Below are 25,920 nucleotides of genomic sequence, written 5' to 3' on the forward strand. Positions count from 1 at the left end.
AATAATAACCCGGAGCGTCACCATGCTGAAAACTGAAATGATCGACAAGCTCAACGCGCAAATGAACCTTGAGCTGTTTTCGTCCCTGCTCTACCAGCAGATGAGCGCCTGGTGCAGCTACCACAGTTTCGAAGGCGCGGCCGCGTTTCTGCGTCGTCACGCGCAGGAAGAGATGACCCATATGCAGCGTCTGTTTGATTATCTGACGGATACCGGCAGCCTGCCGCGCATTGAAACCGTGGCTTCCCCTTTTGCTGAATATAATTCTCTCGATGAACTGTTCCGCGCCACCTACGAGCACGAGCAGCTGATCACGCAGAAAATTAACGAACTGGTTCATGCCGCGATGACCAGCCAGGATTATCCAACCTTTAATTTCCTGCAGTGGTATGTAGCCGAACAGCATGAAGAAGAGAAGCTGTTTAAATCCGTGCTGGATAAATTATCGCTGGTGGGTAAATCCGGTGAAGGTCTTTACTTTATTGATAAAGAACTTTCCACGCTTGATACGCAGAATTAATTTCAGCGCGGTGCCGGTTTCCGGTACCGCGTATATTTACATACACCCGGCACAGCTGGTGCAGCGCCAGTCGTGGGGATTCACGGCCTGGTAAAAATAGCGGTAGCTGGACGTCTCCAGCGGAATCCCCCTCTCGTAGAACATATCCGTCAACCAGTCGACATTCTCGATAATCCACTCATCTTCCTGTAAGCCTTGTGCAAAGGTCTCATCTTCAGGATCAATAACCGAATAGATCCCCCAGGTGCCCATATCCTTTTCGCAACGGGACTCGGGAAGATTCAGGGGCTGGTTCTGCCAGCTGATTATCCAGTGGCCATGGCACAACAGGTTGCCTCCCCGGCTCCATGCCGCGGTAAAAGGATTCTCCCCCGCCATAACACCCTCACTTTATTTGATAATTTATATTTATTGTTTACGTTACGCCGGAATGTCGTGCAGCAGTATTGCCCTTATGAGGTAGGCGCAGGCCTAAAAAGGATCGGAGGGTCATTAATACGTAAACAATTTTTTACACCACTTGTAACGGTGATTTGACGAGTTATGGCTTTTCCCTTACTCTGCGCCGCAGATTTTGTCGCGGTTAAGAAGCGTTGTAGAGGAAAGCGTGAAAAACAGAACTCTGGGAAGTATTTTTATCGTCGCCGGAACGACAATTGGCGCAGGAATGCTGGCAATGCCTCTGGCAGCCGCGGGCGTAGGATTTGGCATGACCCTGCTGCTGCTGGGCACGCTCTGGGCGCTGATGTGTTACACCGCCCTGCTGCTGCTTGAGGTTTACCAGCACGTACCCGCCGATACCGGTCTGGGTTCGCTTGCTGCGCGCTATCTGGGACGCTATGGCCAGTGGATAACCGGCTTTAGCATGATGTTCCTGATGTACGCCCTGACCGCCGCCTATATCAGCGGCGCCGGGGAATTGATCGCCTCCAGCGTCAACGACTGGTTTGGCTCTGACATTACCCCTGCGACGGGCGCCATCTTCTTTGCGCTCATCGGCGGCGGCGTGGTCTGCGTCGGGACGTCGCTGGTCGATCTGTTTAACCGTTTTCTGTTCAGCGCCAAAATTCTTTTCCTGATTGTCATGCTGGTCCTGCTGGCGCCGCACGTGCATAAGGTCAACCTGCTGACGTTGCCGCTGGAAAAAGGTCTGGCGCTTTCCGCGATCCCAGTCATTTTCACCTCGTTTGGCTTCCACGGCAGCGTGCCGAGTATCGTCAGCTATATGAACGGCGATATTCGCAAGCTGCGCCGCGTCTTTGTGATCGGCAGCGCGATCCCGCTGATCGCCTATATTTTCTGGCAGCTGGTGACCCTGGGCAGCATCGACTCTTCAACCTTTATTGGGCTGATGGCGCAACACGCTGGACTGAACGGTTTTCTGCTGGCACTGCGTGAGGTTGTCACCTCGCCGCACGTGGAGCTGGCGGTACACCTGTTTGCCGACCTGGCGCTGGCAACCTCGTTCCTGGGCGTGGCGCTTGGCCTGTTTGATTATCTGGCCGACCTGTTCCAGCGTCGCAATACTGCCGCAGGACGGTTACAGACGGGGGCGATCACCTTCCTGCCGCCGCTGGCGTTCGCACTGTTTTATCCACGCGGGTTTGTGATGGCACTGGGCTACGCGGGAGTGGCGCTCTCGATCCTTGCTCTGCTCCTCCCCTCCCTGCTGGCCTGGAAGAGCCGCCAGCAGCATCCGCAGCAGGGTTACCGCGTGGCGGGGGGAAAACCGCTGCTGTGCGTTGTGTTTGGCTGCGGGGTAGTGATTATTCTGGTGCAGGTGTTGATTGCAGCCGGGATGCTGCCGGAAGTGGGTTGAAATGTATATCTCAATGGCAAGTCCATTTTCTATGTAATCGCAGGGGATAATTCCGTTCACTAATACTCTTCTGCAACCTGTTTTGTCCGCTGCGGTGAACGTGTTAAGGGGGCTATCGCCGCCCCCTTAACAATCCCGGCTCCCGGCAAGAAAATCGCCGCTTCGCGGTGCCCTCATCTTATTCCTTACGGCTTTTCGGGGACGGGCGGATGCAACGTCCCTGTAAAGCCGCCCTCGCCGCGCATCCATGCGCGTCGCCCCGGCCTCCAGGAAACGATTCGGCGATTTTAGCCGGACTCCCGCTCCCTCCACCTTCTTCATCGTCTGCATGGGGCACGGGTGTTGCATCCCCGCTAAAATCGGCGAACCGGAGACCGGGGGACAAGGGCTGGACGCCATGGATGGCGGCCAGAGGCGAAGCGAGACAGGATGTCGAGTTGAGCCGACCGCAGGCAAACGGTCGTGAGGTGAGCGCAGTGCGAAGCACCGATTTTCCGCGGGGCCGCGGGGATCGATAAGGGGGCCGCGGTGGCCCCCTTATCTCGTTCACAGGTAAAGATCGTATTATTTTCTACTGACTGGAGGTGAACGAAACAAATCCACCTAAGTTAATAAAAAATTGATCAGTGCAAACAGCAGCTCTTAAATTTCTTCCCGCTGCCACAAGGACACGGATCGTTACGCCCGACCTTCGTGCCGTTCACAATCGGCTTCTTCGCTTCCGGCTGTTGCGGGTTGTTCGCCCAGTAGTTATACAGGCGCAGCGCCGCAGGCTGGATGCTCTCGATGCTGGCGATGTACTCCTCTTCGGACAGTTCATCCAGCTTTTCGCTGTTCTCTTCCGTCCCGTGCAGGGCAATCACCTCAAGATCGGCCTTCAGGGCTTCCGGCAAGGCTGACCAGTCCGTCAGCGCCACGCCGCGCATATAGCCGTAGCACCACTCTTCCACCACGGTATAACTCTCACCGTCCACGTCGTTATAGCCAAACATCGGTTCGAACTGATCCGGGTATTCGCTCAGGCGCTCGGCAATATCGTTCATGTGCTTAAAGCAGAGATCGATAAAACGGTTCATCTCACGATCGTTTTTCCAGCGCGGGATATATTTCTCGCCACCCCACACCGCCACCAGCCAGGCATCTGGCTCAACGACAACAGGGCCGGAAAGCACTGCGGTAAGCATGCCGTCCAGTTCGGACACGTCAATCACGGACGCGTCATCATGACCGTAAGACATTAACGTCTCTTCAAGCCACGCCATCTCGCTTTCATTCAATGGGCCTTCAGTCATCGCTGACACTCCTGCAAAAAAGGAAACGATCCTAACACATATCTCACGCCTCTCCGGGCTGAAGTTTAGGTCTTTATTGCTGCAAAAACGTGCAAACCGTGACCTTTGCACAACTTATGGGCTTTATTGTTAACGATATGTGATCTCCGCTGTAATTTCTTCTCCTCCCGCAAGGCGGCATAACGCGGCGCTCTATACTCAAACATGTGACAAGCCCGTCAATGGGTTAACCATTCTGGCAACGTTTTTGCTTAATGTTCTTCGCGCGACGCTGCGCAGGGATACCTCGCCGTATATGCAGGATGCCGTCTGTATCTTGTTCGTTTAGTGCATTTTGTTCTTGCTCGTGTTTCGGATTGGCTGCGCCGTCGGGCGTTCGGGTTTACGCCGTGGTGCAAAAACCTCTTTGCTAAGGAACATAATAATGTCGCTGAAATTTATCAGAACTCCTCTTTCTCTTGTGCTGGCCGGTTGTCTGGTGACGGCGTTTTCCGCCCGGGCAGATATTGTGATTGGCGTGGCCGGGCCGTTTACGGGTCCCAATGCGACCTATGGCGATCAATACTGGCACGGCGCAACGCAGGCTGCTGAAGACATTAATGCCGCCGGCGGCATTAATGGTGAGAAGATCAAACTGGTTCAGGGAGATGACGCCTGCGAGCCGAAGCAGGCCGTCGCCGTTGCCAACCGTTTAGTTGACCAGGATAAAGTCAACGCCGTGGTCGGCCATTTCTGCTCCTCTTCCACCATGCCCGCCTCCGAGGTGTATAGCGATGCGGGGATCATCGCCATTACCCCCGGTTCAACCAACCCGCTGATTACCGAACGCGGCATGAGCGATATGTTCCGCATGTGCGGCCGCGACGACCAGCAGGGTCAGGTTGCCAGCGACTTCATCATCGACAAATTGAAAGCTAAACGCGTGGTGATCATTCACGACAAAGACACCTATGGTCAGGGTCTGGCTGACGCCACCAAAGCGGCGCTGGCGAAACGCGGGGTTCAGGATGTGATGTACGAGGGGTTATCCCGCGGTGAAAAAGACTTTAACGCGCTGGTCACCAAGATCGGTGCGCAAAAACCGGACGTCGTGTTCTTCGGTGGCTGTCACCCGGAAGCCGGTCCGCTGGTTCGCCAGATGCGTGAACAGGGCGTACAGGCAAAATTCTTCTCCGGGGACTGCATCGTCAACGAGGAGATGGTGACCGCCGCGGGTGGCCCGCAATATACCAATGGCATTTACATGACCTTCGGTAAAGACCCGCGCCTGATCCCGGACGGCAAAGCGGTTATCGAGAAATTCCGCGCCGGTAAATTCGAGCCGGAAGGTTACACCCTCTACTCCTATGCCTCCGTACAAGCCATTGCCGCGGCCTTCAAGGCCACCGGCAGCAAGGATTCTGCCAAAGCCAGCGAGTGGCTGAAGGCCAATTCCGTCGACACGGTGATGGGCAAAAAAGCCTGGGACAGCAAAGGCGATCTGAAGGTCTCTGACTACGTGGTTTACCAGTGGGACGACAAAGGAAAATATAAGGAAGTGCAGTAACGGGACGGAGTCACGCTCAACGCCGTCGGGCCCACCCGTCGGCGCGTAATAAACATCAGGCTGCGCGGCTCGCGCAGCCTATAAAACGAGCGCGCTAAGATGAGTACATTCTTCCTGCAACAGTTAATCAATGGTTTAACGCTGGGTTCCGTCTACGGCCTGATCGCCATCGGCTACACCATGGTGTACGGCATTATCGGCATGATTAATTTCGCCCACGGCGAAGTGTATATGATTTCCGCTTATCTCTGCGCTATTGGCCTGGCGCTGCTCTCGTTCTTCGGCCTGCAGTCGTTCCCGCTGCTGATCCTCGGCACGCTGGTGTTCACCATTGTGGTTACCGGGGTGTACGGCTGGACTATCGAGCGTATCGCCTACAAACCGCTGCGCAACTCCACGCGCCTGGCGCCGCTGATCTCCGCCATCGGGATGTCGCTTATCCTGCAAAACTACGCGCAGCTGAGCCAGGGCCCGCGCCAGCAAGGGGTACCGACCATGCTGGACGGCGTCATTCGCCTGCATCTGGGCGAAGGGTTCGTGCAGATAACCTACACCAAAGTGTTTATCCTGGTTGCCTCGTTTGCCGGCATGCTGGTGCTCACCTGGATAATCAACCGTACCCGGCTGGGGCGGATGTGCCGTGCGGTCCAGCAGGATCGCAAAATGGCCTCCATTCTGGGCATTAACACCGACCGGATTATTTCGCTGGTCTTTGTCATCGGCGCGGCGATGGCGGGCCTGGCGGGGGTGCTGATCACTATGAACTACGGCACCTTTGATTTCTACGTCGGGTTTGTGATCGGTATTAAAGCCTTCACGGCGGCGGTACTTGGCGGCATCGGCTCCCTTCCCGGCGCCATGCTCGGTGGCCTTATCCTGGGCGTGGCGGAGGCGCAGTTCTCGGGCATGGTGAACTCGGACTATAAAGACGTCTTCTCGTTCGGCCTGCTGGTCATGATCCTTATTTTCCGTCCCCAGGGACTGCTCGGGCGCCCAATAGTGGCCAAAGTGTGAGGGAGAGAATGATGACATCACACGGTTTTTCACTTAAACGCTGCATTCTGGACGCGATTTTTTCCGGGCTGATTGCGCTGATTATCTTCGGCCCCATCGCGGGCGTTGTGCTGGACGGGTATAGCTTTACCTTCGCCGGGCAGCGCCTGGCCTGGATGGTGGGCATCGTCATGTTCGGGCGTTTTCTGTTGAGCGCTTTTTTAGGTACCGCTGCCGGGGCCCGTTTCCAGGCGCGCTTCGAGGCCGACAGCGCGGGCGTCTATGTCCGGCCACCGGATTACAAAAGCCGCATGCGCTGGATCATTCCCCTGGTGATTGCTCTTGCAGTTTGCTTCCCGTTTGTCGCCACCAAGTATGTGCTGACCGTCGCCATCCTCGGGCTGATCTACGTGCTTCTTGGCCTGGGACTGAACATCGTCGTGGGCCTGGCCGGTCTGCTGGATCTGGGGTATGTCGCGTTCTATGCGATTGGTGCGTACGGTCTGGCGCTGGGGTACCAGTATCTCGGCTTAGGGTTCTGGAGCATGCTGCCGCTGGCGGCAATCATGGCCGCCGCCGCAGGCGCCCTGCTCGGCTTCCCGGTGCTGCGCATGCACGGTGACTATCTGGCCATCGTCACCCTCGGATTCGGGGAGATCATTCGCCTGATACTGAACAACTGGCTGACCTTCACCGGCGGCCCCAACGGCGTGTCTGCCCCTCCCCCGACTTTTTTCGGTCTGGAATTTGGACGACGCGCGAAAGAAGGCGGCGTGCCCTTCCACGAGTTTTTCCACCTGACCTACAACCCGAACATGAAGTTTATCTTTATCTACGCGGTGCTCTTTCTGGTGGTGATGCTGGTGCTCTACATCAAGCACCGCCTGACGCGCATGCCGATTGGCCGGGCGTGGGAAGCTCTGCGTGAAGACGAAATTGCCTGCCGCTCAATGGGGTTGAACCATGTTCTGGTGAAGCTTTCCGCCTTTACGCTGGGTGCGTCGACCGCGGGCATTGCCGGGGTGTTCTTCGCCACCTATCAGGGGTTCGTGAATCCAACCTCCTTTACCTTCTTTGAATCGGCACTGATCCTCGCCATTGTGGTGCTGGGCGGTATGGGCTCGACGCTGGGCGTGGTGCTGGCCGCCTTCGTGCTCACGGTCACGCCGGAACTGCTGCGCAGTTTTGCCGAGTACCGCGTCCTGCTGTTTGGCATGCTGATGGTGGTCATGATGATCTGGCGTCCACGCGGTTTGATCCGCATTAACCGCAGCGGGTTTGCCGTGCGTAAGGGCGTCGCGCCATGAACGAAACAATATTACGCGTTGAGCATCTGATGATGCATTTTGGCGGGATTAAGGCCCTGAATGACGTCAACCTGGACGTGCAACGCGGCTCCATTACCGCCCTGATTGGGCCAAACGGGGCGGGAAAAACCACCGTCTTTAACTGCCTGACGGGGTTCTACAGAGCCTCCGGCGGCAACATTTTATTTAATACCCGCCATAAAACGACCAACGTCATTCAGGTACTCGGGCAAAAATTCCAGCCCGGCGACTGGATTAACCCCGCTCAGCTCGGGCAGCGTCTGTTCTACAAAATGTTCGGCGGAACCCATCTGGTCAACCGAGCCGGGCTGGCGCGCACGTTTCAAAATATCCGTCTTTTTCGCGAGATGTCGGTCGTGGAAAATCTGCTGGTGGCGCAGCATATGCGGGTGAACCGCAATCTGCTCGCCGGGATCCTGAATACGCCGTCCTACCGGCGGGCTGAAAGCGACGCCCTGGACAGAGCCTTTTACTGGCTTGAAGTGGTGGATCTGGTGGAGTGCGCCAATCGCCTGGCGGGAGAAATGTCTTACGGCCAGCAGCGGCGACTGGAAATCGCCCGGGCAATGTGTACCGGGCCGGAAATGATCTGTCTGGATGAACCCGCCGCGGGGCTGAACCCGGTTGAAACGCACAAGCTGAGCGGGATTATTCGCTTTCTGCGGGATCATCATGACATCACGGTATTGCTGATTGAGCATGATATGGGGATGGTGATGGAAATTTCGGACGACATTATCGTGCTCGACCACGGCGATGTGATTGCCAGGGGGAAACCCGAGCAGATCCAGCATGATGAAAAGGTCATTGCCGCCTACCTGGGCACGGATGAAAGCGAGGTCTCCCTATGAGCGAACCGCTGCTGGCTTTTCGCGAAGTGGATGTGTTTTACGGCGTCATTCAGGCGCTTAAGCAGGTCTCTCTTGAGGTGAATAAGGGGGAAACCGTGGCGCTGATTGGCGCAAACGGCGCGGGTAAATCGACATTGCTGATGTCCATCTTCGGTCAACCCCGTATCCGCAGCGGGCAGATCCTGTTCTGTGGTGAAGACATCAGCCATCAGTCCACCCACTACGTCGCGTCCAGCGGCATTGCGCAGGCACCGGAAGGCAGACGAATCTTCCCGGATATGACCGTTGAAGAGAATCTGCTGATGGGGACCATTCCCATCGGCAATCAGTTTGCGGCTGAAGATATGCAAACCATGTTTGACCTTTTCCCTCGCCTTAAAGAGCGACGTAAACAGCGCGCGATGACCATGTCCGGCGGGGAGCAGCAGATGCTGGCGATCGCCAGGGCGCTGATGAGCCGTCCGAAGCTGCTGCTGCTGGATGAGCCCAGCCTGGGCTTAGCCCCGATTGTGGTGAAGCAGATCTTCCAGACGCTGCGAGAGCTGGCCCGCAGCGGTATGACCATTTTTCTGGTGGAGCAGAATGCGCACCATGCGTTGAAGCTGTCTGACCGCGGGTATGTGATGGTGAACGGACAGATCCGGCTGAGCGGCAGCGGTGAGGAGCTGCTGGGGAATCAGGAGGTGAGGAAGGCGTATTTGGGCGGGGTGTGATTTGATATCTGACGAATGGGCTTATGCCGTGATGGATCATTTCGGCACATACGGGATAGCAGAACTGGAGGATACGTTAGTCGATATCGCCTCTTTGTTTGGATTGCTTCCGGCAATTCTTACAGGTTTGTTAGTAAGAAAAGCAGTAAAAAGAATGTGATTTATGAGCCTTCAGGCTTAGCCTCGAAGGCTTTTTTGACCCGGAAAAGCAAAACCCTGAAAGTTGGATACCAAACTTTCAGGGTTAACTTCATTTCGATGGTGACACGATAACGTCGTTAAATAAAACTGTCGTCGTCATTGCTGTAGTCATCATCTACATCGTCGTTCTGCCAGGCGTCGTTATTACTGCCGAACGGATCGTTCTGGTTGAGGAAACGGGTGTCAGAGACGTTATTAACGTCGCCGTATTGATTACCGACAAACGGTTCACCACCGACGGGCATTGTCGGTTCTTCGATGATATTCACGATCTCTTCCGGCCGGGACTGATGGAACATGCTGGTAAGCATCTCGGCAAGCGCGACGCCACCGGCCACGCCAGCGGCTGTCTGGAGCGCGCCAGCCATAAAACCACCGCCTCGAGTAGCCGGCGCTGGCGCCCGAGAGTAATCCTGCGCCGGCGGCTGTTGCGGCTGGGCATTCCAGCTGTTTTCAGTCTGCGGGGTACTTTTCCCGCCACCAAACAGGCCGCCGAGGAAACTGCCTCCCGTCGAGGGTTTGCTTTTTTGCGCGGCTAATTCGCTTTCAAGCTCCTGAACCCGGGCCTGCAGGCGTTTCAGCGCCGCTTCCTGAATCAAAATCGACTGCGCCATATAGTAGGGGGCCGCAGGCTGCTGTCTGACGAATTCAGCGATCTGACGCTCTGCATCTGCATCCCGTTGGCTGTTTTGTTGTCCGGCCTGTTTAAGACGCTCGAAAAGGCCGTTGATAAGCTGCTGTTCTTCATATTGCATGACAATAACCTTCCGCTCTCCAGGGTGGATACCAACCAGTTTATCAGCGGCGGCAACCTGTGTCTGGCGAGTGAAATGTTTGTTTAAGATTGGTTGCAGGTTAGCTGAAAATCGCCCTGCTTTCCGGGCTTGTTATTAGAGAGTTAGGCTTAACATTCTGTTATGGCAGCGAATATTAAAATGGACAGTATTCAGGGTATTGCACAAAATTTTACCGGCGTAATGGCTGGTAAATTCATATTCGCTGAACTAACCGGAATAAAACTGGGTGCTGCCGTGTCGTCACGCATTATGACCTCGTTCGCCGCTGGCGTGGTCATCGGAAGCGCCCTCACGATTGACGCAGAAACATCGAGAGCTATCTATACGGCCCGAAAGCTTGAAAACCAGAACCCTGCACTCTACTACCGACTTAAGGGTATGGGTGATTTGGATCTTCTGTATTTTCTAGTTGAAGAGAAATTGAAACCTTTTCTTGACGCCTGTAGCGTGCCAGATGTAAACAAGCACGAATTTAACGAAGTGTGCAAATACTTTTTTGGTGGATTATGAACACTCAGGACATTATCAAATTAATAGCATCTCGAATTTTGCGCGGGTTGGGGATGGGAATGGCTTCTGCGGGCCTATTGTTCTGTATTTATTTCTTTTCATTTTCAAAAGACGAATCCCGTTTTATCTGGGGTGCAGCGTCTGGTGCTCTCATTGTCCTTGGTTACTTTATATACCGAATCGCGATACTCAAGGTTTTTGACGAACGTTGAAGACCTCAATTGCTCATACTCCATCAAAAAGCCCACCGATTGGTGGGCTTGATGTTAAAGACTTAGTCTTAACGTCTTCCTGTCATAATAGAATGACGGAATGGCATCAAATAGGATGAAATCAACCACAACTTTTCGCGTGATCCACATTTGAGTGGTGGTCGCTGGGCAGTAGTGCCCTCTTCTTGTGGCGAAGTTGAATGGCGAAAGACAGGCAATAAAAAACCACCTTTCGGTGGTTTATACGACACTGCTTATTGCTTTGATTATTCTTTGTTTCCCATGGTAGCCGGAGTGGGACTTGAACCCACACAGCGCGAACGCCGAGGGATTTTAAATCCCTTGTGTCTACCGATTCCACCATCCGGCCAGGGAAGAAAGTGGAGGCGCGTTCCGGAGTCGAACCGGACTAGACGGATTTGCAATCCGCTACATAACCGCTTTGCTAACGCGCCGTAAAACTTTTTAAACTGACACCCGCTACTGCGCATGTCTTTAATCTGGAGCGGGAAACGAGACTCGAACTCGCGACCCCGACCTTGGCAAGGTCGTGCTCTACCAACTGAGCTATTCCCGCATGTCATCAAGTAAATGTCTAACCACTTGATTTCATTATCGTCCGGCTGACTGTGCCGCCGTTCGATGCGTTGCATTCTACTGATATGACGTTATGAGTCAACGTTATTTTTTGCATCCCCGGATCGTTTGCTGAAAATTACGGCGAAACGATCACTGATCAAGCAAATCCCCGCGCGCAGCGTTCAAATATTGCAGCATTGACCACAATGTCAGCACTGCCGCCACCCACAGGAGGCCAATCCCAGCCCACTCAACCCAGGCGTTCGGACGCCAGAGCATCCAGACCAGCGCCGCCATCTGCGCCGTCGTTTTCACTTTACCAATCCAGGAGACTGCCACGCTGCTGCGTTTCCCCAGTTCCGCCATCCACTCGCGCAGCGCAGAGATAATAATCTCACGGCCGATCATGGTTGCCGCAGGCAGCGTCACCCACCAGGTATGATAGTGCTCAGCCACCAGCACCATCGCAATCGCGACCATCACCTTATCCGCCACCGGATCGAGGAAGGCGCCGAAACGGGTGCTTTGATTCCAGCGGCGCGCCAGGTAGCCATCAAACCAGTCTGTTACCGCTGCAATAAGGAAGATCAATGCGCAGGCAAAGGGTGCCCAGACAACCGGCAGGTAAAACGCCAGCACGAAGAACGGAATGAGTACGACACGAAAAAGAGTGAGCAACGTAGGGATATTATATTGCATAGTGACGGTAACTATTTGTTGTCAGTAAAATTTAGCTCTATGTTGCTACAGAGCCCTCAATGTTTCAACGAGTAGTAGATCTTTTCTGCCAGCCCTTGCGAAATACCCGGCACTTTTGCAATTTCCTCCATGCTGGCGTTGAGTAATCCTTGCAATCCGCCCATATACTTCAGCAGCATCTGGCGACGTTTTGGCCCCACGCCTTCGATCGTCTCGAGTGAGCTGGTGTTTTTCACCTTCGCCCGTTTTTTGCGGTGACCGCTGATGGCGTGATCGTGCGATTCATCGCGAATATGCTGGATGACGTGCAGCGCCGGAGAGTCTGGCGGCAGGCTGAAGCCCTCACCTTCCGGCTCGAAGAACAGTGTCTCCAGACCGGCCTTACGATCGGCCCCTTTTGCGACGCCCAGCAGCAGCGGATGGTGTTTATCCCAGCTGACATCAAGCGATTCAAATACCGCTTTCGCCTGGCCGAGCTGCCCTTTCCCGCCGTCAATCAGGATCACATCCGGGATCTTGCTCTCTTCTATGGCTTTACCATAGCGACGACGCAGCACCTGATTCATCGCCGCATAGTCATCGCCCGGCGTGATGCCGGTGATGTTATAGCGGCGATACTCGGCGCGCAGCGGACCGTTAGCATCAAACACCACGCAGGACGCGACCGTCTGTTCCCCCATCGTATGACTGATGTCGAAACACTCCATCCGCTTTACTTCCGGAAGCTTCAGCAGCGCCGCCAGGGCCGTTAAACGCTGGTGCACCGTCGACTGCTGCGACAGCTTCGTGCTCAGCGCCGTTGCCGCGTTGGTTCGCGCAAGCTTCAGATAGCGCGCACGATCGCCGCGCGGTTTGGTTTGTACATTGACCCGGCGCCCCGCCAGTTCAGAGAGCGAATCGGCCAGCAGGGTTTTATCGTCAAGATTAAAATCGAGCAGGATCTCAGAAGGCAGCGTGCGCATCTGGCTCCCCTGGAGATAGAACTGGCCGACAAAGGTTTCCACCACTTCGCCCAGTTCGGTACCGCCAGGCACTTTCGGGAAATAGCTGCGGCTGCCGAGCACTTTACCCTGGCGTATGAACAGCACATGCACGCAGGCCATCCCGGCGTCAAAGGCCACGCCGATCACGTCGAGATCGTCACCGGTATTTGAGACAAACTGTTTCTCCGTGACTCTGCGCACCGCCTGGATTTGATCGCGAATACGCGCGGCCTCTTCGAACTCGAGTGCGGCGCTGGCTTTTTCCATCCGCGCGATCAGCTGCGTTAACACCTGATCGTCTTTACCGGCCAGGAACAGGCGCACGTACTCCACCTGCTGGGCATACTCTTCTTCACTCACCAGCCCGGCCACGCACGGCCCCAGGCAGCGTCCAATCTGGTACTGCAGGCACGGGCGCGAGCGGTTACGGTAAACGCTGTTTTCACACTGGCGGATCGGGAAGATTTTTTGCAGCAGCGCCAGCGTTTCACGCACGGCATAGCCGTTGGGGAACGGCCCGAAATATTCACCCTTCGCATGTTTTGCACCACGGTGCATGGCGAGGCGCGGATGGGTGTCGCCGCTCAGAAAGATAAACGGATAGGATTTATCATCGCGCAACAGGACGTTATAGCGCGGCTGGTACAGCTTAATATAGTTGTGCTCAAGCAGCAGCGCTTCTGTCTCCGTGTGCGTGACGGTGACATCAATATTCTGGATGAGTGAGACCAGCGCTTCGGTCTTACGTGAGGCCAGGTTGCTGCGAAAATAGCTGGAAAGGCGTTTTTTAAGATCTTTTGCCTTCCCCACATAGATAACCGTACCGCCAGCGTCATACATGCGATAGACGCCAGGCTGGCTGGTTACGGTTTTCAGAAATGCTTTTGAATCGAACACATCACTCACTGACTTAACAACGTCTCCGCATTACACAAACCATGTCGGATGGCCAGATGCGTCAGTTCGACGTCACCATGAATGTTCAGTTTACTGAACATCCGATAACGATAGCTGTTTACCGTTTTCGGGCTGAGATTCAGCTGTTCCGAGATCTCATTCACCTTCTGACCTTTAGTGATCATCAGCATAATCTGCAATTCACGCTCGGACAAACTGGCAAACGGTGATTCGGTTTTCTCGGGCTCGATCTGACTCAGCGCCATCTGCTGAGCGATGTCGGACGCAATGTAACGCTGTCCGGCAAACACGGAACGGATAGCATTGACGACTTCCTGCGGTGCAGCACCTTTACTCAGGTAACCCGCGGCCCCCGCCTGCATCACTTTCGCGGGCAGTGGATTTTCGGTATGCACGGTCAGCATGATGACTTTGGTGTCTACAAAGGTACGCGCAATTTTGCGTGTTGCCTCAAGACCACCGATACCGGGCATGTTCATATCCATCAGCACCACATCGGCGGAGTGAGTACGGCACCATTTTACCGCATCTTCACCACAGCATGCCTCACCGGCAACTTTAATACCTTTAATATCTTCAAGAATGCGTCGTATCCCTGCGCGCACCAGTTCGTGGTCATCAACAAGAAGGACGTTGATCAAAGGAAATGTCTCCAGAATAGGGATAACGCTACTGAGTGATAATTTGGTTTATATTAACGGTTTTCATGACAAGATTAAAACGTTAAAAAACCGGCTATTCGATTTTGCTCTCGTTTTTGGAAATTAGCCTGTACAGGCGGTGGAAAGAGAGCCCGTGTTTTTAGGGCTCTTGCGGCTTTTTTTAATCATCTGTATTCAAAAAGTTACAAAAAAACGTGCTGCCTTAACCTGCACAAAAACAGGGAACAACTTTTTGTAACAATAATTAACGGCAAGCGGACCCGACCTAAACAATTAATAGTCATTAACCTCGTTGAGTTTACCGGTACGATCTGTTTACGCAATTAAACACCCGCGTAAAAGTACGAAAAACAACCGCTGCATTTTTTGCGTTAGCTTGTGGTATACTCCGCCGCCTTGACTTTCGTCGTCGCGCTCTAGCGCCGTTTAATAATGAGGAAAATAAATGAGCACACCTGAATTTGCCACTGCGGAGAATAACCAGGAACTGGCACAGGAAGTAAACTGCCTGAAGGCACTGCTGACGCTGATGCTGCAGGCGATGGGCCAGGCTGATGCCGGCCGTGTGATCATTAAAATGGAAAAACAAATCGCGGAGATGGAAGACCAGGCTGAATCAGCGGTATTTGCTAACACCGTTAAGCAAATCAAGCAAGCCTACCGCCAGTAACAAAAAACGGCTGGATGCAGTGCATTCAGCCGTTCGCTCGTCTGTCACGCAGAACGTTTTACGGAGTCAGATCAGTCCCGTTGCCGCCGCGTAGCACGCGATCTGAGTCTTATTGGGCGCGTTAAATTTCTTCTGCATATTCTTCTGATGGAAGTTAACGGTATTCTCTGAGATCGAGAGAATGATCGCTATTTCCGCTGACGTCTTCCCTTCCGCAGTCCATTTCAGAATTTCACGCTCGCGCTTGCTGAATTTCATTTCGGGCGGCATGACCATCTCATGGTCAAAACGCATCAGGGAGGTTAAGGCCATTTGCACCAGCATTTGCAACCGCAGTTCTATTTCCTCATGGGCTAATGGCCCTTCCTGTACGCGACTACGAGAAACAGACAGGAAGCCGAGCGCATGATTCGGCAGCATCAGGCACTGCGTTATTCCGGCGCGTAAACCGTGGTCCTGGGCGCTATGCCATAATTCCTGCGCCTCAGCGAATAATGCGTCTGTCCAGGGGAGATGCCCCTGAATGAAATTCTCCGGTTTTAAAACCGGATCGATCGCGAAATAGTTCGCGGATTGATATTGCGCCATCCACAGCTTTGGGTAAGTGGTATGCAGGGAGATCTTAGGGCGCGTAAATGGCACGGGATGGCGCACACAGAGCGCATAATAATCGAATTCCAGCGCCTGAGTTTGTCGCTCCAGCTCTTGATATACCTCGGCGGCACAGGTCAATTCCTGAAACCGGAGGGAGCATTCCCGTCGCCAGGTGAAAAAGTCTAAATCCTTCATACTTACTAAATGAAGCCTCTGAACAGATAATCATTATTATGGTGAATATAAGCTAACACAGAAAACTTTTTTCTAACCACAAAATATCGGCAATAGCACAATTAACTTTACTATCGATAAGGTTTATCCGAGCCGGATAGAATAAAAAAACAGGGGTCCTCATGCAGAGGGAGAATAATTTGCTCCAGAGTAAATTTCTGGAGCAAATGCGTGCAAAAATGCTACTGCATAAGGAATTTTTCAAGGAATTGACGGGTTCGCGGCTGTTGAGGGTTAGCGAACAGGCTTTTCGCTGGCCCCTGCTCCACAATCCGCCCCTGATCCATGAAGATGGCTCTGTCAGCGACATCGCGCGCAAAGCTCATTTCATGGGTCACGATCACCATCGTACGTTTCTCCTGTGCCAGCTGGCGAATGGTGTTCAGCACCTCGCCCACCAGTTCCGGATCGAGCGCAGAGGTCGGTTCATCAAACAGGATCACGTCCGGGCGCATCGCCAGCGCACGCGCTATCGCCACGCGCTGCTGTTGGCCGCCAGACAGACGACGCGGATAGCTGGTCTCTTTTCCCGCCAGCCCAACTTTGGCGAGCAGTTCACGAGCGCGCGCCGTCGCTTCCTCTTTAGGCTCACCTTTAACGATAACCGGCCCTTCAATGATGTTCTCCAGCACCGTACGATGTGGGAAAAGATTGAAGTTCTGGAAAACAAAGCCGACATGCTGGCGCAGGCGGCGAATCAACCCTTTCTGCTGGCTGATAGATTTCCCGGTATCAATCGTTATCTCCCCGACCCGGATGGTACCGCCTTCCGGCTGTTCAAGCAGGTTAATGCTGCGCAGCAGCGTCGTCTTTCCCGAACCGCTCGGTCCGATAATCGCCACCACTTCGCCCTGCTCGACCTCCAGATCGATCCCATGGAGCACCGTTTGACCGTGGAATTTCTTCACCAGGTTTTTGACGTCAATTGCACTCATTTTGGATCACGCTCCTGGCGGTTAAGCTGGTTTTCGAAATAGTTTTGCAGAGCAGAGAGCACTGTCGCCATCACCCAGTAAATCAGCGAGGCGGCCAGATACATGGTAAAGACCTCGAGCGTACGGGAGGTGATGAGCTGTGCCTGACGGAAAAGCTCCGGAACCTGAATCGTTGCCGCCAGGGAGGTATCTTTCACCAGGCTGATAAAGCTGTTGCTGAGCGGCGGAAGCGCCACGCGCGCCGCCTGCGGCAGAATGGCGCGGCGCAGCGTCTGCCAGGGCGTCATCCCGATACTGGCCGCCGCTTCCCACTGCCCTTTGTCAATGGATGAGATGGCCGCACGCAGGGTTTCGGAGGTGTACGCCGCGGTATTGAGCGACAGGCCAATCATTGCCGCCGGGATCGGATCCAGCTCAATACCAAACTGTGGTAAGCCGTAGTAAATCATAAAGAGCTGGGCGATAAGCGGCGTACCGCGAAACACGGAGATATAAAAGCGCGCCAGCCAGCGCACCGGCAGGATGGGCGACATGCGCATCAAGGCCAGCACAAATCCCAGAACCAGCCCAAAGAACATCCCGCCGATACTAAGCTGTAACGTAAATACCGCACCTTTCAGCAGATACGGCAGAGAATCAATAACCAGTTGAATACTTTCTTGCATTATTATTTTTCGACCTGATTTTTAGACATGAGGATGGTAGGCAAACAGCGCAGGCGCTCCGCCGGTATGGACAAATAAAATCGGCCCTTCATCCTTAAAGCGTTTTTGCGCAATGCCGTCGATCAGTCCGGCCATCGCTTTGCCGGTATAGACCGGATCGAGCAGTATGCCCTCGAGGCGCGCCAGCAGTTTCACCGCTTCCATTCCCTCTTCGTTCGGCGTGCCGTAACCCGGCGCAAAATAGTCATCCCAGAGCAGAATATCGGCCTTTGCCTTCAGCTCCAGCTGCTCTGCAACCGCCTGCTGTAACGTAACCACTTTTGGCTTCTGATCCGCGACGCTGCGGGACACCGTCACGCCAATCAGTTCGACGTCCGGCAGCAGTTGCTCCAGCCCCACCGCCAGCCCGGCATGGGTGCCCGCACTGCCGGACGCGACCAACACGGAGGAAAGACTTACCGCGCCCTCGCACTGCTGCGCGATTTCCAGCGCGCTTTCCACATACCCCAGCGCACCCAGCGCATTCGACCCGCCGACGGGGATAACGTAGGGGCGGAACCCCTGCGCTTCCAGACGCGTCGCCAGCTCATCGAGCTGGGCGGTCGGGTCGGTCAGCGCGTCAACCATCTCAACCTGCACGTTAAACAGATCCAGCAGCAGGCGGTTACCGTTGGTGAGATAGTTTTCAGCCCGCGTGCCAATCGGGTTTTCCAGCAACGCCACGCAGTGGAGCCCAAGTTTCGCCGCTACGGCCGCCGTCTGGCGAACGTGGTTGGACTGGATGGCCCCGGCAGTGATGAGCGTATCCGCGCCTTCACGCAGGGCGTCCGCCGCCAGAAACTCCAGCTTGCGCAGCTTGTTGCCCCCCATCGCCATGGGCGTCACGTCATCACGCTTAATAAAAATATCGCGCCCTAAATAATCAGAAAATCGCGGCAGATACTCCAGCGGCGTCGGCGCGCCGATAAACTCCAGGCGAGGAAAGCGCGTTAAATTCTGTAGTGACATGGATGCTCCGGTAACTCTGACAAAATGTGATATTTTTCATTATGCACGCAGACGCGTAAGAAATAAAAAAGGCGCTTTTAAAAGCGCCTTTTTTTACGTCCGAAACTTATTTCGTGACGTCTGCCCCGAACCACTTCTCGGAAAGCGCTTTCAGGCTGCCGTCTTTTTGCATATCAGCAATCGCCGCGTCAATCGCTTTCACCAGGTCTTCGTTACCTTTACGAACAGCCACACCGGATTCCTGACGAGAGAACGCATCACCTGCGACCGCCAGGGTGTTGTTGGTTTTCTTCACCAGATCCAGCGCCGCCAGGCGGTCAACCAGAATGGCGTCGATACGGCCCACGCGCAGATCCTGGTATTTCGTCGGGTCATCATCATAGGTACGGATATCTACGCCCTGCACGTTCTGGCGCAGCCACTCTTCGTAGTTAGTTCCCAGACCGACACCGACTTTCTTCCCTTTCAGGTCCGCGGCGGTTTTAATCCCACCTTCGTTGCCTTTCTTCACCAGCGCCTGAATACCGGATACGGTATACGGGGTGGAGAAGTCATACTTCTTCTTACGCTCGTCAGAAATGGTGACCTGGTTGATGACCACATCAATACGTTTCGAATCCAGCGACGCCAGCATACCGTCCCATTTGGTCGGTTTCAGGGACGCTTTCACGCCGAGGTGTTTCGCCAGCTCTTCAGCAAACTCCACTTCAAAACCGGTCAGCTTACCGTCATCGCCCTGGAAGCTGAACGGAGGATAGGTTCCTTCCAGCCCGACCAGCAGCGTACCGCGCTCTTTCACTTTATTCAGCAGGTTTTCTGCGGCAAACGTTTTCACGCTCATGCCTGCAACCAGCGCAACGGCCATAACACCCATCAGCGCCTGACGACCCAGAAGTGCAAATTTCATAAATACCCCGATATAGTGGAATTTTTACGTAGTGTAGAGAAATCGCCTGCAACGTCAAAGGCGACTGCGCTACATCTTATTCTTTTTTAATATATATCAGAAGTTGTTCCGGCGTGGGCTTTCTGCTTTATGGCACCCGGCATTTGTACCTTATATTGTGCATACTTGCGCAGCGCAATTCGGTAGTTGTTGGTGCTGGTCGCAGGCAGCCACGGCTCCAGGTTCTCGTCCAGATAACCGGTTTTCAGCAGATCGCGGGAAATGTTGTTCACGGTCAGATGTTGTCCGAGGCGACGCAGGCGAACCACATATTCGCGAACGGTGCCGTGGCTCATCTCCGTTTGTTCAAACAGGAATTGCTTGAAGCCGATAATGTCGAAGAAGTCGCTTTGCTCTTTGCAGTGGAGATCGCCACAGAAACGGCAAAGCGCCACCCACTCTTTTTGCTCTTCGAGCCATGCTGCTTCGTCCATCAACGTGTCGAGGCGCGAAATCGCGATCTTATTGACGATTTCGCCACGGCGAACCAGCGTGATACGATCGAGTAACTTGTTACAGTGGGCGCAATGCGTCTGGCTGTGTTTAAAGTCTTTCAGGTAGCGGCTTAAAGGCCGTCTTTTAGATTGCTGCACCGTCATGATAACTCCTGGTTGTCAATACGTTGTGCGGCATTTTTAAGGTGAATCAATCACCTATAACTTACCCAGCTTGGTTCGTAAGCGTTTAATGGCCTGGCTGTGCAGCTGGCTCACCCGCGACTCTCCCACCTCCAGAACAGCGCCAATCTCTTTGAGGTTAAGCTCTTCCTGGTAATAAAGGGTCAATACCAGCTGTTCGCGTTCTGGCAGAGCTTCAATAGCTTCCATTACGCGCTGGCGTAAATTCCCTTCCATTAAATGGTGTAACGGGTTTTCTTGCTGATGCTCATCCGTCACCAGCTCGATGCTATCGCCATGCTCTTCTCGCCACTCGTCATAAGAGAAGAGTTGGCTATTATTGGTATCGAGCAACATCTGACGATACTCTTCAACAGCAATGCCAAGACGATCCGCCACTTCAGTTTCCGTTGCGTTGCGTCCCAGTTCCTGTTCCAGCTGCCCCATCGCATGCGCCACTTCGCGTGCGTTGCGGCGAACACTGCGCGGCACCCAGTCACGGCTGCGCAGCTCGTCCAGCATCGCACCACGAATACGCTGAACTGCGTAAGTCGTAAATGCCGTTCCTTGCAGAGCGTCGTATCGGTCAACTGCATTCAATAACCCGATACCGCCCGCCTGTAGCAGATCGTCGAGTTCCACGCTCGCCGGCAAGCGCACCTGGAGGCGCAATGCTTCGTGACGCACCAGCGGGACATAACGCTGCCACAGCGAGTGTTTATCCATTACACCTTCAGCGGTATAGAGTGAATTCACGATAAACAGCCCTGCGTTAGTTGAGTTATCGGCATGATTATCCGATTCTGCAGGGCGTTCAATTGGATGAAAAAGGGGGATAAAGTGAGGTTATTCTGAGGTTGCCCTCAACCGGGGCAACTTTTCTGCCTAAATTAACAGTTGCAACAATGAAAGATCGTCGCCCAGTTTGACGCTATCTATATGTTGATGAAAGAGCTTTCCCGCTTCCTGATTATGCTGGCTAAGGGAGTGGAAGCTGTAAATAACATCAATGATATTATCTTGTTCAATTTTCCCCGCCACGATAGCCTGACCGGCAAGTAACGTTTTCAGGAAATAGTACTCGGCAACGATTAAATAAAGATTATTCAACATGCTGCGACCGTTGCTCTGCGGGAAGCCCTGCTCCCAGAGTTTGTATTTAAAAAAGTTCTTAAATAAGTGGTCATTGGTCGCCAGGTAACTGCCCGCCACATCGCGCCAGACGGACTCGATGTTCTCCATGACCTTCTCTGCCGGTACGGCATCACCGACAGATTCGAACTGTTGATAAAGCTGGGCAAAATAGTGGTTTAACACCGCACCACCGCGTGCCGTCGCTTTCTTCGTAAAGTAACTCTGGATGAGCGAAATTAACGCGAATTTCAGGCTGTAGTTCTGTTTAAATCCGCCCAACTCCGTCTTGATTTTACCGCTCACCAGTTCGTTAACCAGCGAGAAATAAACCGTTTCGAGCGTGCCGATATTTTCTTCCAGGTTTTCCAGTTTTTCAGCCACCATGAGGAACTTCACCACGGCGTAAACCTGTTCTTCAACGCTAATGTCCTCAACGCTGAATATATTCTGGCAGAAGAGATTGATGACTTTTGCCTTTAAATTAATCATCGGCGCAGTATTGACGTCCTGCTGGACAATGACCGATTCCATCATCGACATAGACTCCCGATCGTTCAACAGAAGTCGGGTGACTTCCGGACACGAGAGATTCAACGATTTTTCGATTTCATTTTTATAGACCCGGTTTGTCCGTGGAAACGACGAACAGGTTGGGCTTAAGGCCTGCGCGCCCATGGCGCTGTGAATAGAACAGAGTTTTTCCGTATCCATAAACGGACAGTTTTTACTTTCCGTATGGAAAATCACTTCACCCCAGTGGCCATACTGTTTTTTGGTAACTTTTATCGCCGTTTTCGCCGTGTGACGAATGGCAGCATTTTTACTGTTCAGATAGCGATTAACGGAGGATTTATCAAATGCGATGGTCCAGCCCTGACAACAATGTTCACGGCATTCCCCACCGACACAGGAGAAATCTGCGACCAGTTTAGGCTGGGTAATAACGATCTGTTTCACAGGCGGGCCCTCAAAATTCAGAGACAAAAAAACCCCGCCGAAGCGGGGTTTCGTGCGTAAAATTAACGCAGCAGAGACAGAACAGTCTGTGGAACCTGGTTTGCCTGAGACAGAACAGAAGTACCAGCCTGCTGCAGGATCTGCGCGCGAGACATGTTGGAAACTTCAGTTGCGTAGTCAGCGTCCTGGATACGGGACTGAGCAGCAGACAGGTTGTTAGAGGTGTTGTTCAGGTTGTTGATTGCAGAAGTGAAGCGGTTCTGCACAGCACCCAGGCCTGAACGTGCTTTATCAACGGTAGCGATAGCGGCATCGATAGTTGCCAGATCAGTTCCTTTCAGTGCAGTCAAATCAAGGGTATCTACTTTCAGAGTCGCGGTATCAGCTTGCGCGCCTTTCAGATCCAGATCAATAGTGTCGCCGTCGTTCACGCCAACCTGAATTTTAACTTTACCAGTACCACCACCAGCAGTACCGTCCAGCAGTTTGATGCCGTTGAAATCAGTTTTGCCCGCAACACGGTCGATTTCTTGCAGACGAGCGGTAACTTCATCCTGCAGAGAAGCCAGGTCAGTCGTGCTGTTGGTGCCGTTGCTTGCCTGAACAGCCAGTTCACGTACACGCTGCAGGTTGTTGTTGATTTCGTTCAGAGAACCTTCAGCCGTCTGCGCCATGGAGATACCGTCGTTGGCGTTACGCGCTGCCTGGTTCATGCCTTTGATCTGGGAGGTCATGCGGTTTGCAATCGCCTGGCCAGCAGCATCGTCTTTCGCGCTGTTAATACGCAGACCGGAAGACAGACGCTCGATAGCAGTGCCCAGAGAAGACTGAGATTTGTTCAGGTTGTTCTGAGTGGTCAGGGACAACAGGTTAGTATTGATAACTGCCATAATTTTCTTTCCTTCAAAAATTGGGTTTTAGGTCCGGTGCCTAACACTCACAGCGTCTCTCACCGTCAACAAGGTTATCGACGGGTCCCCAAAAGACTTTAGAATCAATTTTTAAAAAATTACAACCAACTGATTATTAACAGATTTATTTTTAAAAAATCATTTAAAGGTCCGTCACCGCGTTATTATTTACGCTTTTTAACGCGCAAAAAGATGACAAAAAAGGCACACACTTATTCGTGTTTTCAATGCGCGGATAATGATCCTAAAGTGCAATCCTTTCATTTACCCCGCCAGGACGTGCCTATTCTTTGGATTATTTTTTTCTCACCATCGTAAACTTTTACGTTAAGAGGCCGATAAGAGTCCTGAACTACTTTCGTATTTTAAGGAAAATATGCATGGCTACTATCAGTAACCTCGGGATAGGTTCTGCAGGACTCGGGGATTTATATAATCAGTTGGAAGCGGCAGAGAAAACCAAGCTGACGACGATTACTTCCCAGCAATCAACGTATAACGCACAGTTAAGCGCTTACGGCAAGCTGCAGAGCGCCATGACATCGCTGCAGACTGCCACCGCTGCACTGGGTAAAGCCACCACCTGGAACTCAACGTCCGTGAGCAGCACCAACACGGCCTTTACCGCCACGACGACGGCTGATGCGTCCGTGGGTTCCTTTGTGGTTAACGTCAACCAGGTTGCAAAAGCACAGGCGCTCACTACCGGCTCCTATGCGAACAACACAGATCTGCTGGGCGATACGACAGGGACGACGCGTAAAATCACCATCACCCAGCCGGGCACGAAGACACCGTTAGAGGTCACGCTGGCCGATGGCGATACGTCGCTGGCCGGGATCGCGAGCGCCATTAATAAAGCGAACGGCAACGTCACCGCCAGCGTCATTAAAGCGAAAGACGGTGATTACCGCCTGATGCTGTCATCAAAAACCACCGGTACCGATGGTGCGATGACCGTCAGCGTCACTGGCGACGCCAAGCTGCAAAGCGCCATTGGCTACGACTCAACCACTAAAACGGGCGCGCTGACGGTGAACACCGACGCGCAGAACGCCATCGTGGTGGTGAACAACATCTCTATCGAGCGCCAGTCGAATACCATTACCGATGCGCTGCCTGGCGTCACCTTCTCGGTGAAGGCCGAAAGCAAAGCCGATGAAACCCTTGAGGTTTCGCGCGCAACGGATGCAAACCAGAAGGCGATTACGGACTGGGTCACGGCGTACAACTCGCTGCAGTCCACCATTAACAGCCTGACGAAATATGTGCCAGTCGATGCAGGCTCCGGCAGCCAGTCTACCAGCAACGGCGCGCTGGTCGGTGATGCGAACGTGCGCGGAGTTCAGTCTCAGCTGCGCGGTCTGCTGACCGAAGTGCAGGCCGGCTCGGTTCAGATCATGGCCCAACTGGGGATTACCCAGGACCCGGTTAAAGGCTCAGACGGCACCGTCGGTAACCTGAAGGTCGATACCGACAAGCTGAAAAAAGCGCTGACCGACAACCCGAACGCCGTACAGCAGTACTTTGTCGGTGACGGAAAGAAAACCGGTATGGCCACGCAGATGAACAACACGCTGACCGCCATGCTCAGCACCAGTACCGGTAGCGCCGGGGTGATCCAGAACGCGAAAGACGGGATCAACAAAACGCTGAAAACCCTGGGCGAACGCTACGATGCCATGGATGCCCAAATTGAAGCCACCATGGCGCGTTACAAAACCCAGTTCACCAGCCTGGACGTATTAGTCACCAAAATGACCAGTACAGCCAACTACCTGACCCAACAGTTCTCACAAAAATAGTCGTCGCATTGAGGAGTGGAAATGTATAAGACCTCTGGTGTTCAATCCTATCAGCAGATAGGAGTCGAAAGTGCAGTGATGAATGCCAGTCCACACCAGCTGATTGTCATGTTGTTCGACGGGGCGCATAGCGCCCTTGTTCGCGCGCGTTTGTTCATGGAAGCCGGACAAATTCGTGAGAAAGGCGAAGCGTTATCGAAAGCCATCAACATCATCGACAACGGTTTAAAAGCAGGACTGAACATGGAGGTTGAGAGCGAGTTGTCCGGTAACCTTGCCTCCTTGTACGAATATATGGTTCGACGTTTGTTACTGGCGAATGTCAGTAATGACGTAGACGCAATTGTTGAAGTCGAGGGTTTATTAAACAACATTGCGGATGCGTGGAAGCAAATCGGCCCCAATGCGTCCTCTATTTCAGGATAATTTTGATGAATAATCCCAGCGCAGCGCTTAGCCACTGGCAGGCGTTACATGCTCAGAGCATTGCTATGCTAAATCTCGCACATTCTGGTCAATGGGATGCGCTTATCGAGCAGGAAATGCATTACGTACAACTGGTGGAGAGGATTTCTCAAACGCCCATCATGTCATGCCCTCCGGCTCAGGTTGAGCAAGCGCGTGCGCTGCTGGAAATGATCCTTGAAAATGAAAATGCGCTTAAGGCGCTGCTGAAAGTCCGCATGGACGAACTGCGCAGTCTGATCGATCAAACCGGCAAACAGCAATCCATCACGTCTACCTATGGAAAGCTGTCAGGGAATATTCTTTATCCAGAAAGTTTTACCCGCGACACACAACTATGATTTCTTCATCCATAC

27 protein-coding genes and 3 tRNA genes are annotated in these 25,920 nt (G+C 53.4%); 12 read left to right on the forward strand and 18 right to left on the reverse strand.

Annotated elements, in window-relative coordinates; all coding sequences use genetic code 11:
• Nucleotides 1–22: 22 nt before the first annotated feature.
• A complete protein-coding gene (ftnA, locus tag F3J31_RS03455) occupies nt 23–520 on the forward strand; it encodes a non-heme ferritin (RefSeq protein WP_014884366.1) in 498 nt (165 codons plus the stop codon).
• 36 nt (nt 521–556) lie between these two features.
• Here the strand turns inward: ftnA and F3J31_RS03460 are convergent, their stop codons facing one another.
• A complete protein-coding gene (locus F3J31_RS03460; RefSeq protein ID WP_111966390.1) occupies nt 557–898 on the reverse strand; it encodes a hypothetical protein in 342 nt (113 codons plus the stop codon).
• 229 nt (nt 899–1,127) lie between these two features.
• On the opposite strand from F3J31_RS03460, the gene tyrP reads away from it, so the two are divergent.
• Nucleotides 1,128–2,339, forward strand: a complete 1,212-nt coding sequence (gene tyrP, locus F3J31_RS03465; protein WP_024909783.1) for a tyrosine transporter TyrP — start codon at nt 1,128–1,130, stop codon at nt 2,337–2,339.
• A 623-nt stretch (nt 2,340–2,962) separates the two neighbouring features.
• Here tyrP and F3J31_RS03470 read toward each other — a convergent pair.
• Entirely contained in the window at nt 2,963–3,631 is a 669-nt protein-coding gene (locus F3J31_RS03470) for a YecA family protein (RefSeq protein ID WP_063622004.1), read from the reverse strand.
• A gap of 424 nt (nt 3,632–4,055) precedes the next feature.
• On the opposite strand from F3J31_RS03470, the gene F3J31_RS03475 reads away from it, so the two are divergent.
• The 5 genes from F3J31_RS03475 (at nt 4,056) to F3J31_RS03495 (ending at nt 9,062) form a co-directional block, all read left to right on the forward strand.
• On the forward strand, nt 4,056–5,177 hold the full coding sequence (locus tag F3J31_RS03475) for a branched-chain amino acid ABC transporter substrate-binding protein (RefSeq protein WP_167211328.1): 1,122 nt from the start codon (nt 4,056–4,058) through the stop codon (nt 5,175–5,177).
• 99 nt (nt 5,178–5,276) lie between these two features.
• Nucleotides 5,277–6,191: a branched-chain amino acid ABC transporter permease gene (locus F3J31_RS03480; RefSeq protein ID WP_032646250.1), complete on the forward strand. Its 915-nt coding sequence runs from the start codon at nt 5,277–5,279 to the stop codon at nt 6,189–6,191.
• 11 nt (nt 6,192–6,202) lie between these two features.
• Nucleotides 6,203–7,477 carry a high-affinity branched-chain amino acid ABC transporter permease LivM gene (livM, locus tag F3J31_RS03485; protein ID WP_063622006.1) on the forward strand — a complete coding sequence of 425 codons (1,275 nt, stop codon included), beginning with the start codon at nt 6,203–6,205 and terminating at the stop codon, nt 7,475–7,477.
• Nucleotides 7,474–8,349 carry an ATP-binding cassette domain-containing protein gene (locus tag F3J31_RS03490; protein WP_063622007.1) on the forward strand — a complete coding sequence of 292 codons (876 nt, stop codon included), beginning with the start codon at nt 7,474–7,476 and terminating at the stop codon, nt 8,347–8,349. Before livM ends, F3J31_RS03490 begins: the two co-directional genes overlap by 4 nt.
• Nucleotides 8,346–9,062: an ABC transporter ATP-binding protein gene (locus tag F3J31_RS03495; protein WP_167211331.1), complete on the forward strand. Its 717-nt coding sequence runs from the start codon at nt 8,346–8,348 to the stop codon at nt 9,060–9,062. The genes F3J31_RS03490 and F3J31_RS03495 overlap by 4 nt, the downstream gene beginning before the upstream one ends.
• Nucleotides 9,063–9,340: 278 nt before the next feature.
• On the opposite strand, the gene F3J31_RS03500 is transcribed toward F3J31_RS03495, so the two are convergent.
• The gene (locus F3J31_RS03500; RefSeq protein ID WP_167211334.1) at nt 9,341–10,018 is read right to left on the reverse strand and encodes a DUF2076 domain-containing protein; all 678 of its coding nucleotides are present in this window, start codon (nt 10,016–10,018) and stop codon (nt 9,341–9,343) included.
• 180 nt (nt 10,019–10,198) lie between these two features.
• Between F3J31_RS03500 and F3J31_RS03505 the strand changes: the two genes are divergently transcribed.
• Complete coding sequence (locus tag F3J31_RS03505) at nt 10,199–10,570, forward strand: hypothetical protein (protein WP_167211336.1); 372 nt, start codon at nt 10,199–10,201, stop codon at nt 10,568–10,570.
• A 495-nt stretch (nt 10,571–11,065) separates the two neighbouring features.
• On the opposite strand, the gene F3J31_RS03510 is transcribed toward F3J31_RS03505, so the two are convergent.
• The 6 genes from F3J31_RS03510 to uvrY form a co-directional block, all read right to left on the reverse strand.
• Nucleotides 11,066–11,152 (reverse strand) — tRNA-Leu (locus tag F3J31_RS03510).
• Between the two features lie 11 nt (nt 11,153–11,163).
• Nucleotides 11,164–11,237: transfer RNA gene (locus tag F3J31_RS03515), tRNA-Cys, on the reverse strand.
• Nucleotides 11,238–11,283: 46 nt separating this feature from the next.
• Nucleotides 11,284–11,359, reverse strand: a tRNA-Gly gene (locus F3J31_RS03520).
• A gap of 152 nt (nt 11,360–11,511) precedes the next feature.
• On the reverse strand, nt 11,512–12,060 hold the full coding sequence (gene pgsA, locus F3J31_RS03525) for a CDP-diacylglycerol--glycerol-3-phosphate 3-phosphatidyltransferase (protein ID WP_008500348.1): 549 nt from the start codon (nt 12,058–12,060) through the stop codon (nt 11,512–11,514).
• A gap of 56 nt (nt 12,061–12,116) precedes the next feature.
• The gene (gene uvrC, locus F3J31_RS03530; protein WP_048029398.1) at nt 12,117–13,949 is read right to left on the reverse strand and encodes an excinuclease ABC subunit UvrC; all 1,833 of its coding nucleotides are present in this window, start codon (nt 13,947–13,949) and stop codon (nt 12,117–12,119) included.
• A complete protein-coding gene (gene uvrY, locus F3J31_RS03535) occupies nt 13,946–14,602 on the reverse strand; it encodes a UvrY/SirA/GacA family response regulator transcription factor (protein WP_008500346.1) in 657 nt (218 codons plus the stop codon). Before uvrY ends, uvrC begins: the two co-directional genes overlap by 4 nt.
• Before the next feature lie 466 nt (nt 14,603–15,068).
• Between uvrY and F3J31_RS03540 the strand changes: the two genes are divergently transcribed.
• A complete protein-coding gene (locus F3J31_RS03540; protein ID WP_008500345.1) occupies nt 15,069–15,293 on the forward strand; it encodes a DUF2594 family protein in 225 nt (74 codons plus the stop codon).
• 66 nt (nt 15,294–15,359) lie between these two features.
• Here F3J31_RS03540 and sdiA read toward each other — a convergent pair whose 3' ends face one another.
• The 9 genes from sdiA to F3J31_RS03585 all read right to left on the reverse strand — a co-directional run bounded on the left by sdiA (nt 15,360) and on the right by F3J31_RS03585 (nt 23,273).
• Nucleotides 15,360–16,082 carry a transcriptional regulator SdiA gene (sdiA, locus tag F3J31_RS03545; RefSeq protein WP_045908171.1) on the reverse strand — a complete coding sequence of 241 codons (723 nt, stop codon included), beginning with the start codon at nt 16,080–16,082 and terminating at the stop codon, nt 15,360–15,362.
• A 221-nt stretch (nt 16,083–16,303) separates the two neighbouring features.
• A complete protein-coding gene (gene tcyN / locus F3J31_RS03550; RefSeq protein ID WP_008500343.1) occupies nt 16,304–17,056 on the reverse strand; it encodes an L-cystine ABC transporter ATP-binding protein TcyN in 753 nt (250 codons plus the stop codon).
• Complete coding sequence (gene tcyL / locus F3J31_RS03555; protein WP_014884380.1) at nt 17,053–17,721, reverse strand: cystine ABC transporter permease; 669 nt, start codon at nt 17,719–17,721, stop codon at nt 17,053–17,055. The genes tcyN and tcyL overlap by 4 nt, the downstream gene beginning before the upstream one ends.
• 21 nt (nt 17,722–17,742) lie before the next feature.
• On the reverse strand, nt 17,743–18,729 hold the full coding sequence (dcyD, locus tag F3J31_RS03560) for a D-cysteine desulfhydrase (protein ID WP_167211339.1): 987 nt from the start codon (nt 18,727–18,729) through the stop codon (nt 17,743–17,745).
• 106 nt (nt 18,730–18,835) lie between these two features.
• Nucleotides 18,836–19,636: a cystine ABC transporter substrate-binding protein gene (tcyJ, locus tag F3J31_RS03565; RefSeq protein ID WP_045908169.1), complete on the reverse strand. Its 801-nt coding sequence runs from the start codon at nt 19,634–19,636 to the stop codon at nt 18,836–18,838.
• A gap of 86 nt (nt 19,637–19,722) precedes the next feature.
• Complete coding sequence (gene fliZ, locus F3J31_RS03570) at nt 19,723–20,274, reverse strand: flagella biosynthesis regulatory protein FliZ (RefSeq protein ID WP_008500339.1); 552 nt, start codon at nt 20,272–20,274, stop codon at nt 19,723–19,725.
• A gap of 54 nt (nt 20,275–20,328) precedes the next feature.
• Nucleotides 20,329–21,048, reverse strand: coding sequence for an RNA polymerase sigma factor FliA (locus F3J31_RS03575; protein ID WP_008500338.1), 720 nt, complete (start codon nt 21,046–21,048; stop codon nt 20,329–20,331).
• Between the two features lie 129 nt (nt 21,049–21,177).
• The gene (gene fliB / locus F3J31_RS03580; RefSeq protein WP_167211342.1) at nt 21,178–22,383 is read right to left on the reverse strand and encodes a flagellin lysine-N-methylase; all 1,206 of its coding nucleotides are present in this window, start codon (nt 22,381–22,383) and stop codon (nt 21,178–21,180) included.
• 62 nt (nt 22,384–22,445) lie between these two features.
• Nucleotides 22,446–23,273: a flagellin gene (locus tag F3J31_RS03585; protein ID WP_063435860.1), complete on the reverse strand. Its 828-nt coding sequence runs from the start codon at nt 23,271–23,273 to the stop codon at nt 22,446–22,448.
• Between the two features lie 401 nt (nt 23,274–23,674).
• Between F3J31_RS03585 and fliD the strand changes: the two genes are divergently transcribed.
• The 3 genes from fliD to fliT are packed head-to-tail and all read left to right on the forward strand — an operon-like array spanning nt 23,675 to nt 25,905.
• On the forward strand, nt 23,675–25,099 hold the full coding sequence (fliD, locus tag F3J31_RS03590) for a flagellar filament capping protein FliD (RefSeq protein ID WP_045908166.1): 1,425 nt from the start codon (nt 23,675–23,677) through the stop codon (nt 25,097–25,099).
• 21 nt (nt 25,100–25,120) lie between these two features.
• Nucleotides 25,121–25,525, forward strand: coding sequence for a flagellar export chaperone FliS (gene fliS / locus F3J31_RS03595; RefSeq protein ID WP_023312296.1), 405 nt, complete (start codon nt 25,121–25,123; stop codon nt 25,523–25,525).
• Nucleotides 25,526–25,530: 5 nt separating this feature from the next.
• Nucleotides 25,531–25,905, forward strand: coding sequence for a flagella biosynthesis regulatory protein FliT (gene fliT / locus F3J31_RS03600; RefSeq protein WP_045908165.1), 375 nt, complete (start codon nt 25,531–25,533; stop codon nt 25,903–25,905).
• Nucleotides 25,906–25,920: the final 15 nt, after the last annotated feature.

The sequence above is a fragment of the Enterobacter sp. Acro-832 genome (assembly GCF_011752745.1).
Classification (GTDB): Bacteria; Pseudomonadota; Gammaproteobacteria; order Enterobacterales; family Enterobacteriaceae; genus Enterobacter; species Enterobacter quasiroggenkampii.

What these genes read in the sequence shown, in the direction of transcription:
- fliS (WP_023312296.1), top strand. Translation starts at nt 25,121, where the DNA reads ATGTATAAGACCTCTGGTGTTCAATCCTATCAGCAGATAGGAGTCGAA.
- F3J31_RS03540 (WP_008500345.1), top strand. Translation starts at nt 15,069, where the DNA reads ATGAGCACACCTGAATTTGCCACTGCGGAGAATAACCAGGAACTGGCA.
- F3J31_RS03475 (WP_167211328.1), top strand. Translation starts at nt 4,056, where the DNA reads ATGTCGCTGAAATTTATCAGAACTCCTCTTTCTCTTGTGCTGGCCGGT.
- F3J31_RS03500 (WP_167211334.1), bottom strand. Translation starts at nt 10,018, where the DNA reads ATGCAATATGAAGAACAGCAGCTTATCAACGGCCTTTTCGAGCGTCTT.
- tcyN (WP_008500343.1), bottom strand. Translation starts at nt 17,056, where the DNA reads ATGAGTGCAATTGACGTCAAAAACCTGGTGAAGAAATTCCACGGTCAA.
- tcyL (WP_014884380.1), bottom strand. Translation starts at nt 17,721, where the DNA reads ATGCAAGAAAGTATTCAACTGGTTATTGATTCTCTGCCGTATCTGCTG.
- sdiA (WP_045908171.1), bottom strand. Translation starts at nt 16,082, where the DNA reads ATGAAGGATTTAGACTTTTTCACCTGGCGACGGGAATGCTCCCTCCGG.
- pgsA (WP_008500348.1), bottom strand. Translation starts at nt 12,060, where the DNA reads ATGCAATATAATATCCCTACGTTGCTCACTCTTTTTCGTGTCGTACTC.
- F3J31_RS03505 (WP_167211336.1), top strand. Translation starts at nt 10,199, where the DNA reads ATGGACAGTATTCAGGGTATTGCACAAAATTTTACCGGCGTAATGGCT.
- fliZ (WP_008500339.1), bottom strand. Translation starts at nt 20,274, where the DNA reads ATGACGGTGCAGCAATCTAAAAGACGGCCTTTAAGCCGCTACCTGAAA.
- F3J31_RS03495 (WP_167211331.1), top strand. Translation starts at nt 8,346, where the DNA reads ATGAGCGAACCGCTGCTGGCTTTTCGCGAAGTGGATGTGTTTTACGGC.
- ftnA (WP_014884366.1), top strand. Translation starts at nt 23, where the DNA reads ATGCTGAAAACTGAAATGATCGACAAGCTCAACGCGCAAATGAACCTT.
- dcyD (WP_167211339.1), bottom strand. Translation starts at nt 18,729, where the DNA reads ATGTCACTACAGAATTTAACGCGCTTTCCTCGCCTGGAGTTTATCGGC.
- fliT (WP_045908165.1), top strand. Translation starts at nt 25,531, where the DNA reads ATGAATAATCCCAGCGCAGCGCTTAGCCACTGGCAGGCGTTACATGCT.
- F3J31_RS03585 (WP_063435860.1), bottom strand. Translation starts at nt 23,273, where the DNA reads ATGGCAGTTATCAATACTAACCTGTTGTCCCTGACCACTCAGAACAAC.
- livM (WP_063622006.1), top strand. Translation starts at nt 6,203, where the DNA reads ATGACATCACACGGTTTTTCACTTAAACGCTGCATTCTGGACGCGATT.
- F3J31_RS03490 (WP_063622007.1), top strand. Translation starts at nt 7,474, where the DNA reads ATGAACGAAACAATATTACGCGTTGAGCATCTGATGATGCATTTTGGC.
- F3J31_RS03480 (WP_032646250.1), top strand. Translation starts at nt 5,277, where the DNA reads ATGAGTACATTCTTCCTGCAACAGTTAATCAATGGTTTAACGCTGGGT.
- F3J31_RS03460 (WP_111966390.1), bottom strand. Translation starts at nt 898, where the DNA reads ATGGCGGGGGAGAATCCTTTTACCGCGGCATGGAGCCGGGGAGGCAAC.
- tcyJ (WP_045908169.1), bottom strand. Translation starts at nt 19,636, where the DNA reads ATGAAATTTGCACTTCTGGGTCGTCAGGCGCTGATGGGTGTTATGGCC.
- fliD (WP_045908166.1), top strand. Translation starts at nt 23,675, where the DNA reads ATGGCTACTATCAGTAACCTCGGGATAGGTTCTGCAGGACTCGGGGAT.
- F3J31_RS03470 (WP_063622004.1), bottom strand. Translation starts at nt 3,631, where the DNA reads ATGACTGAAGGCCCATTGAATGAAAGCGAGATGGCGTGGCTTGAAGAG.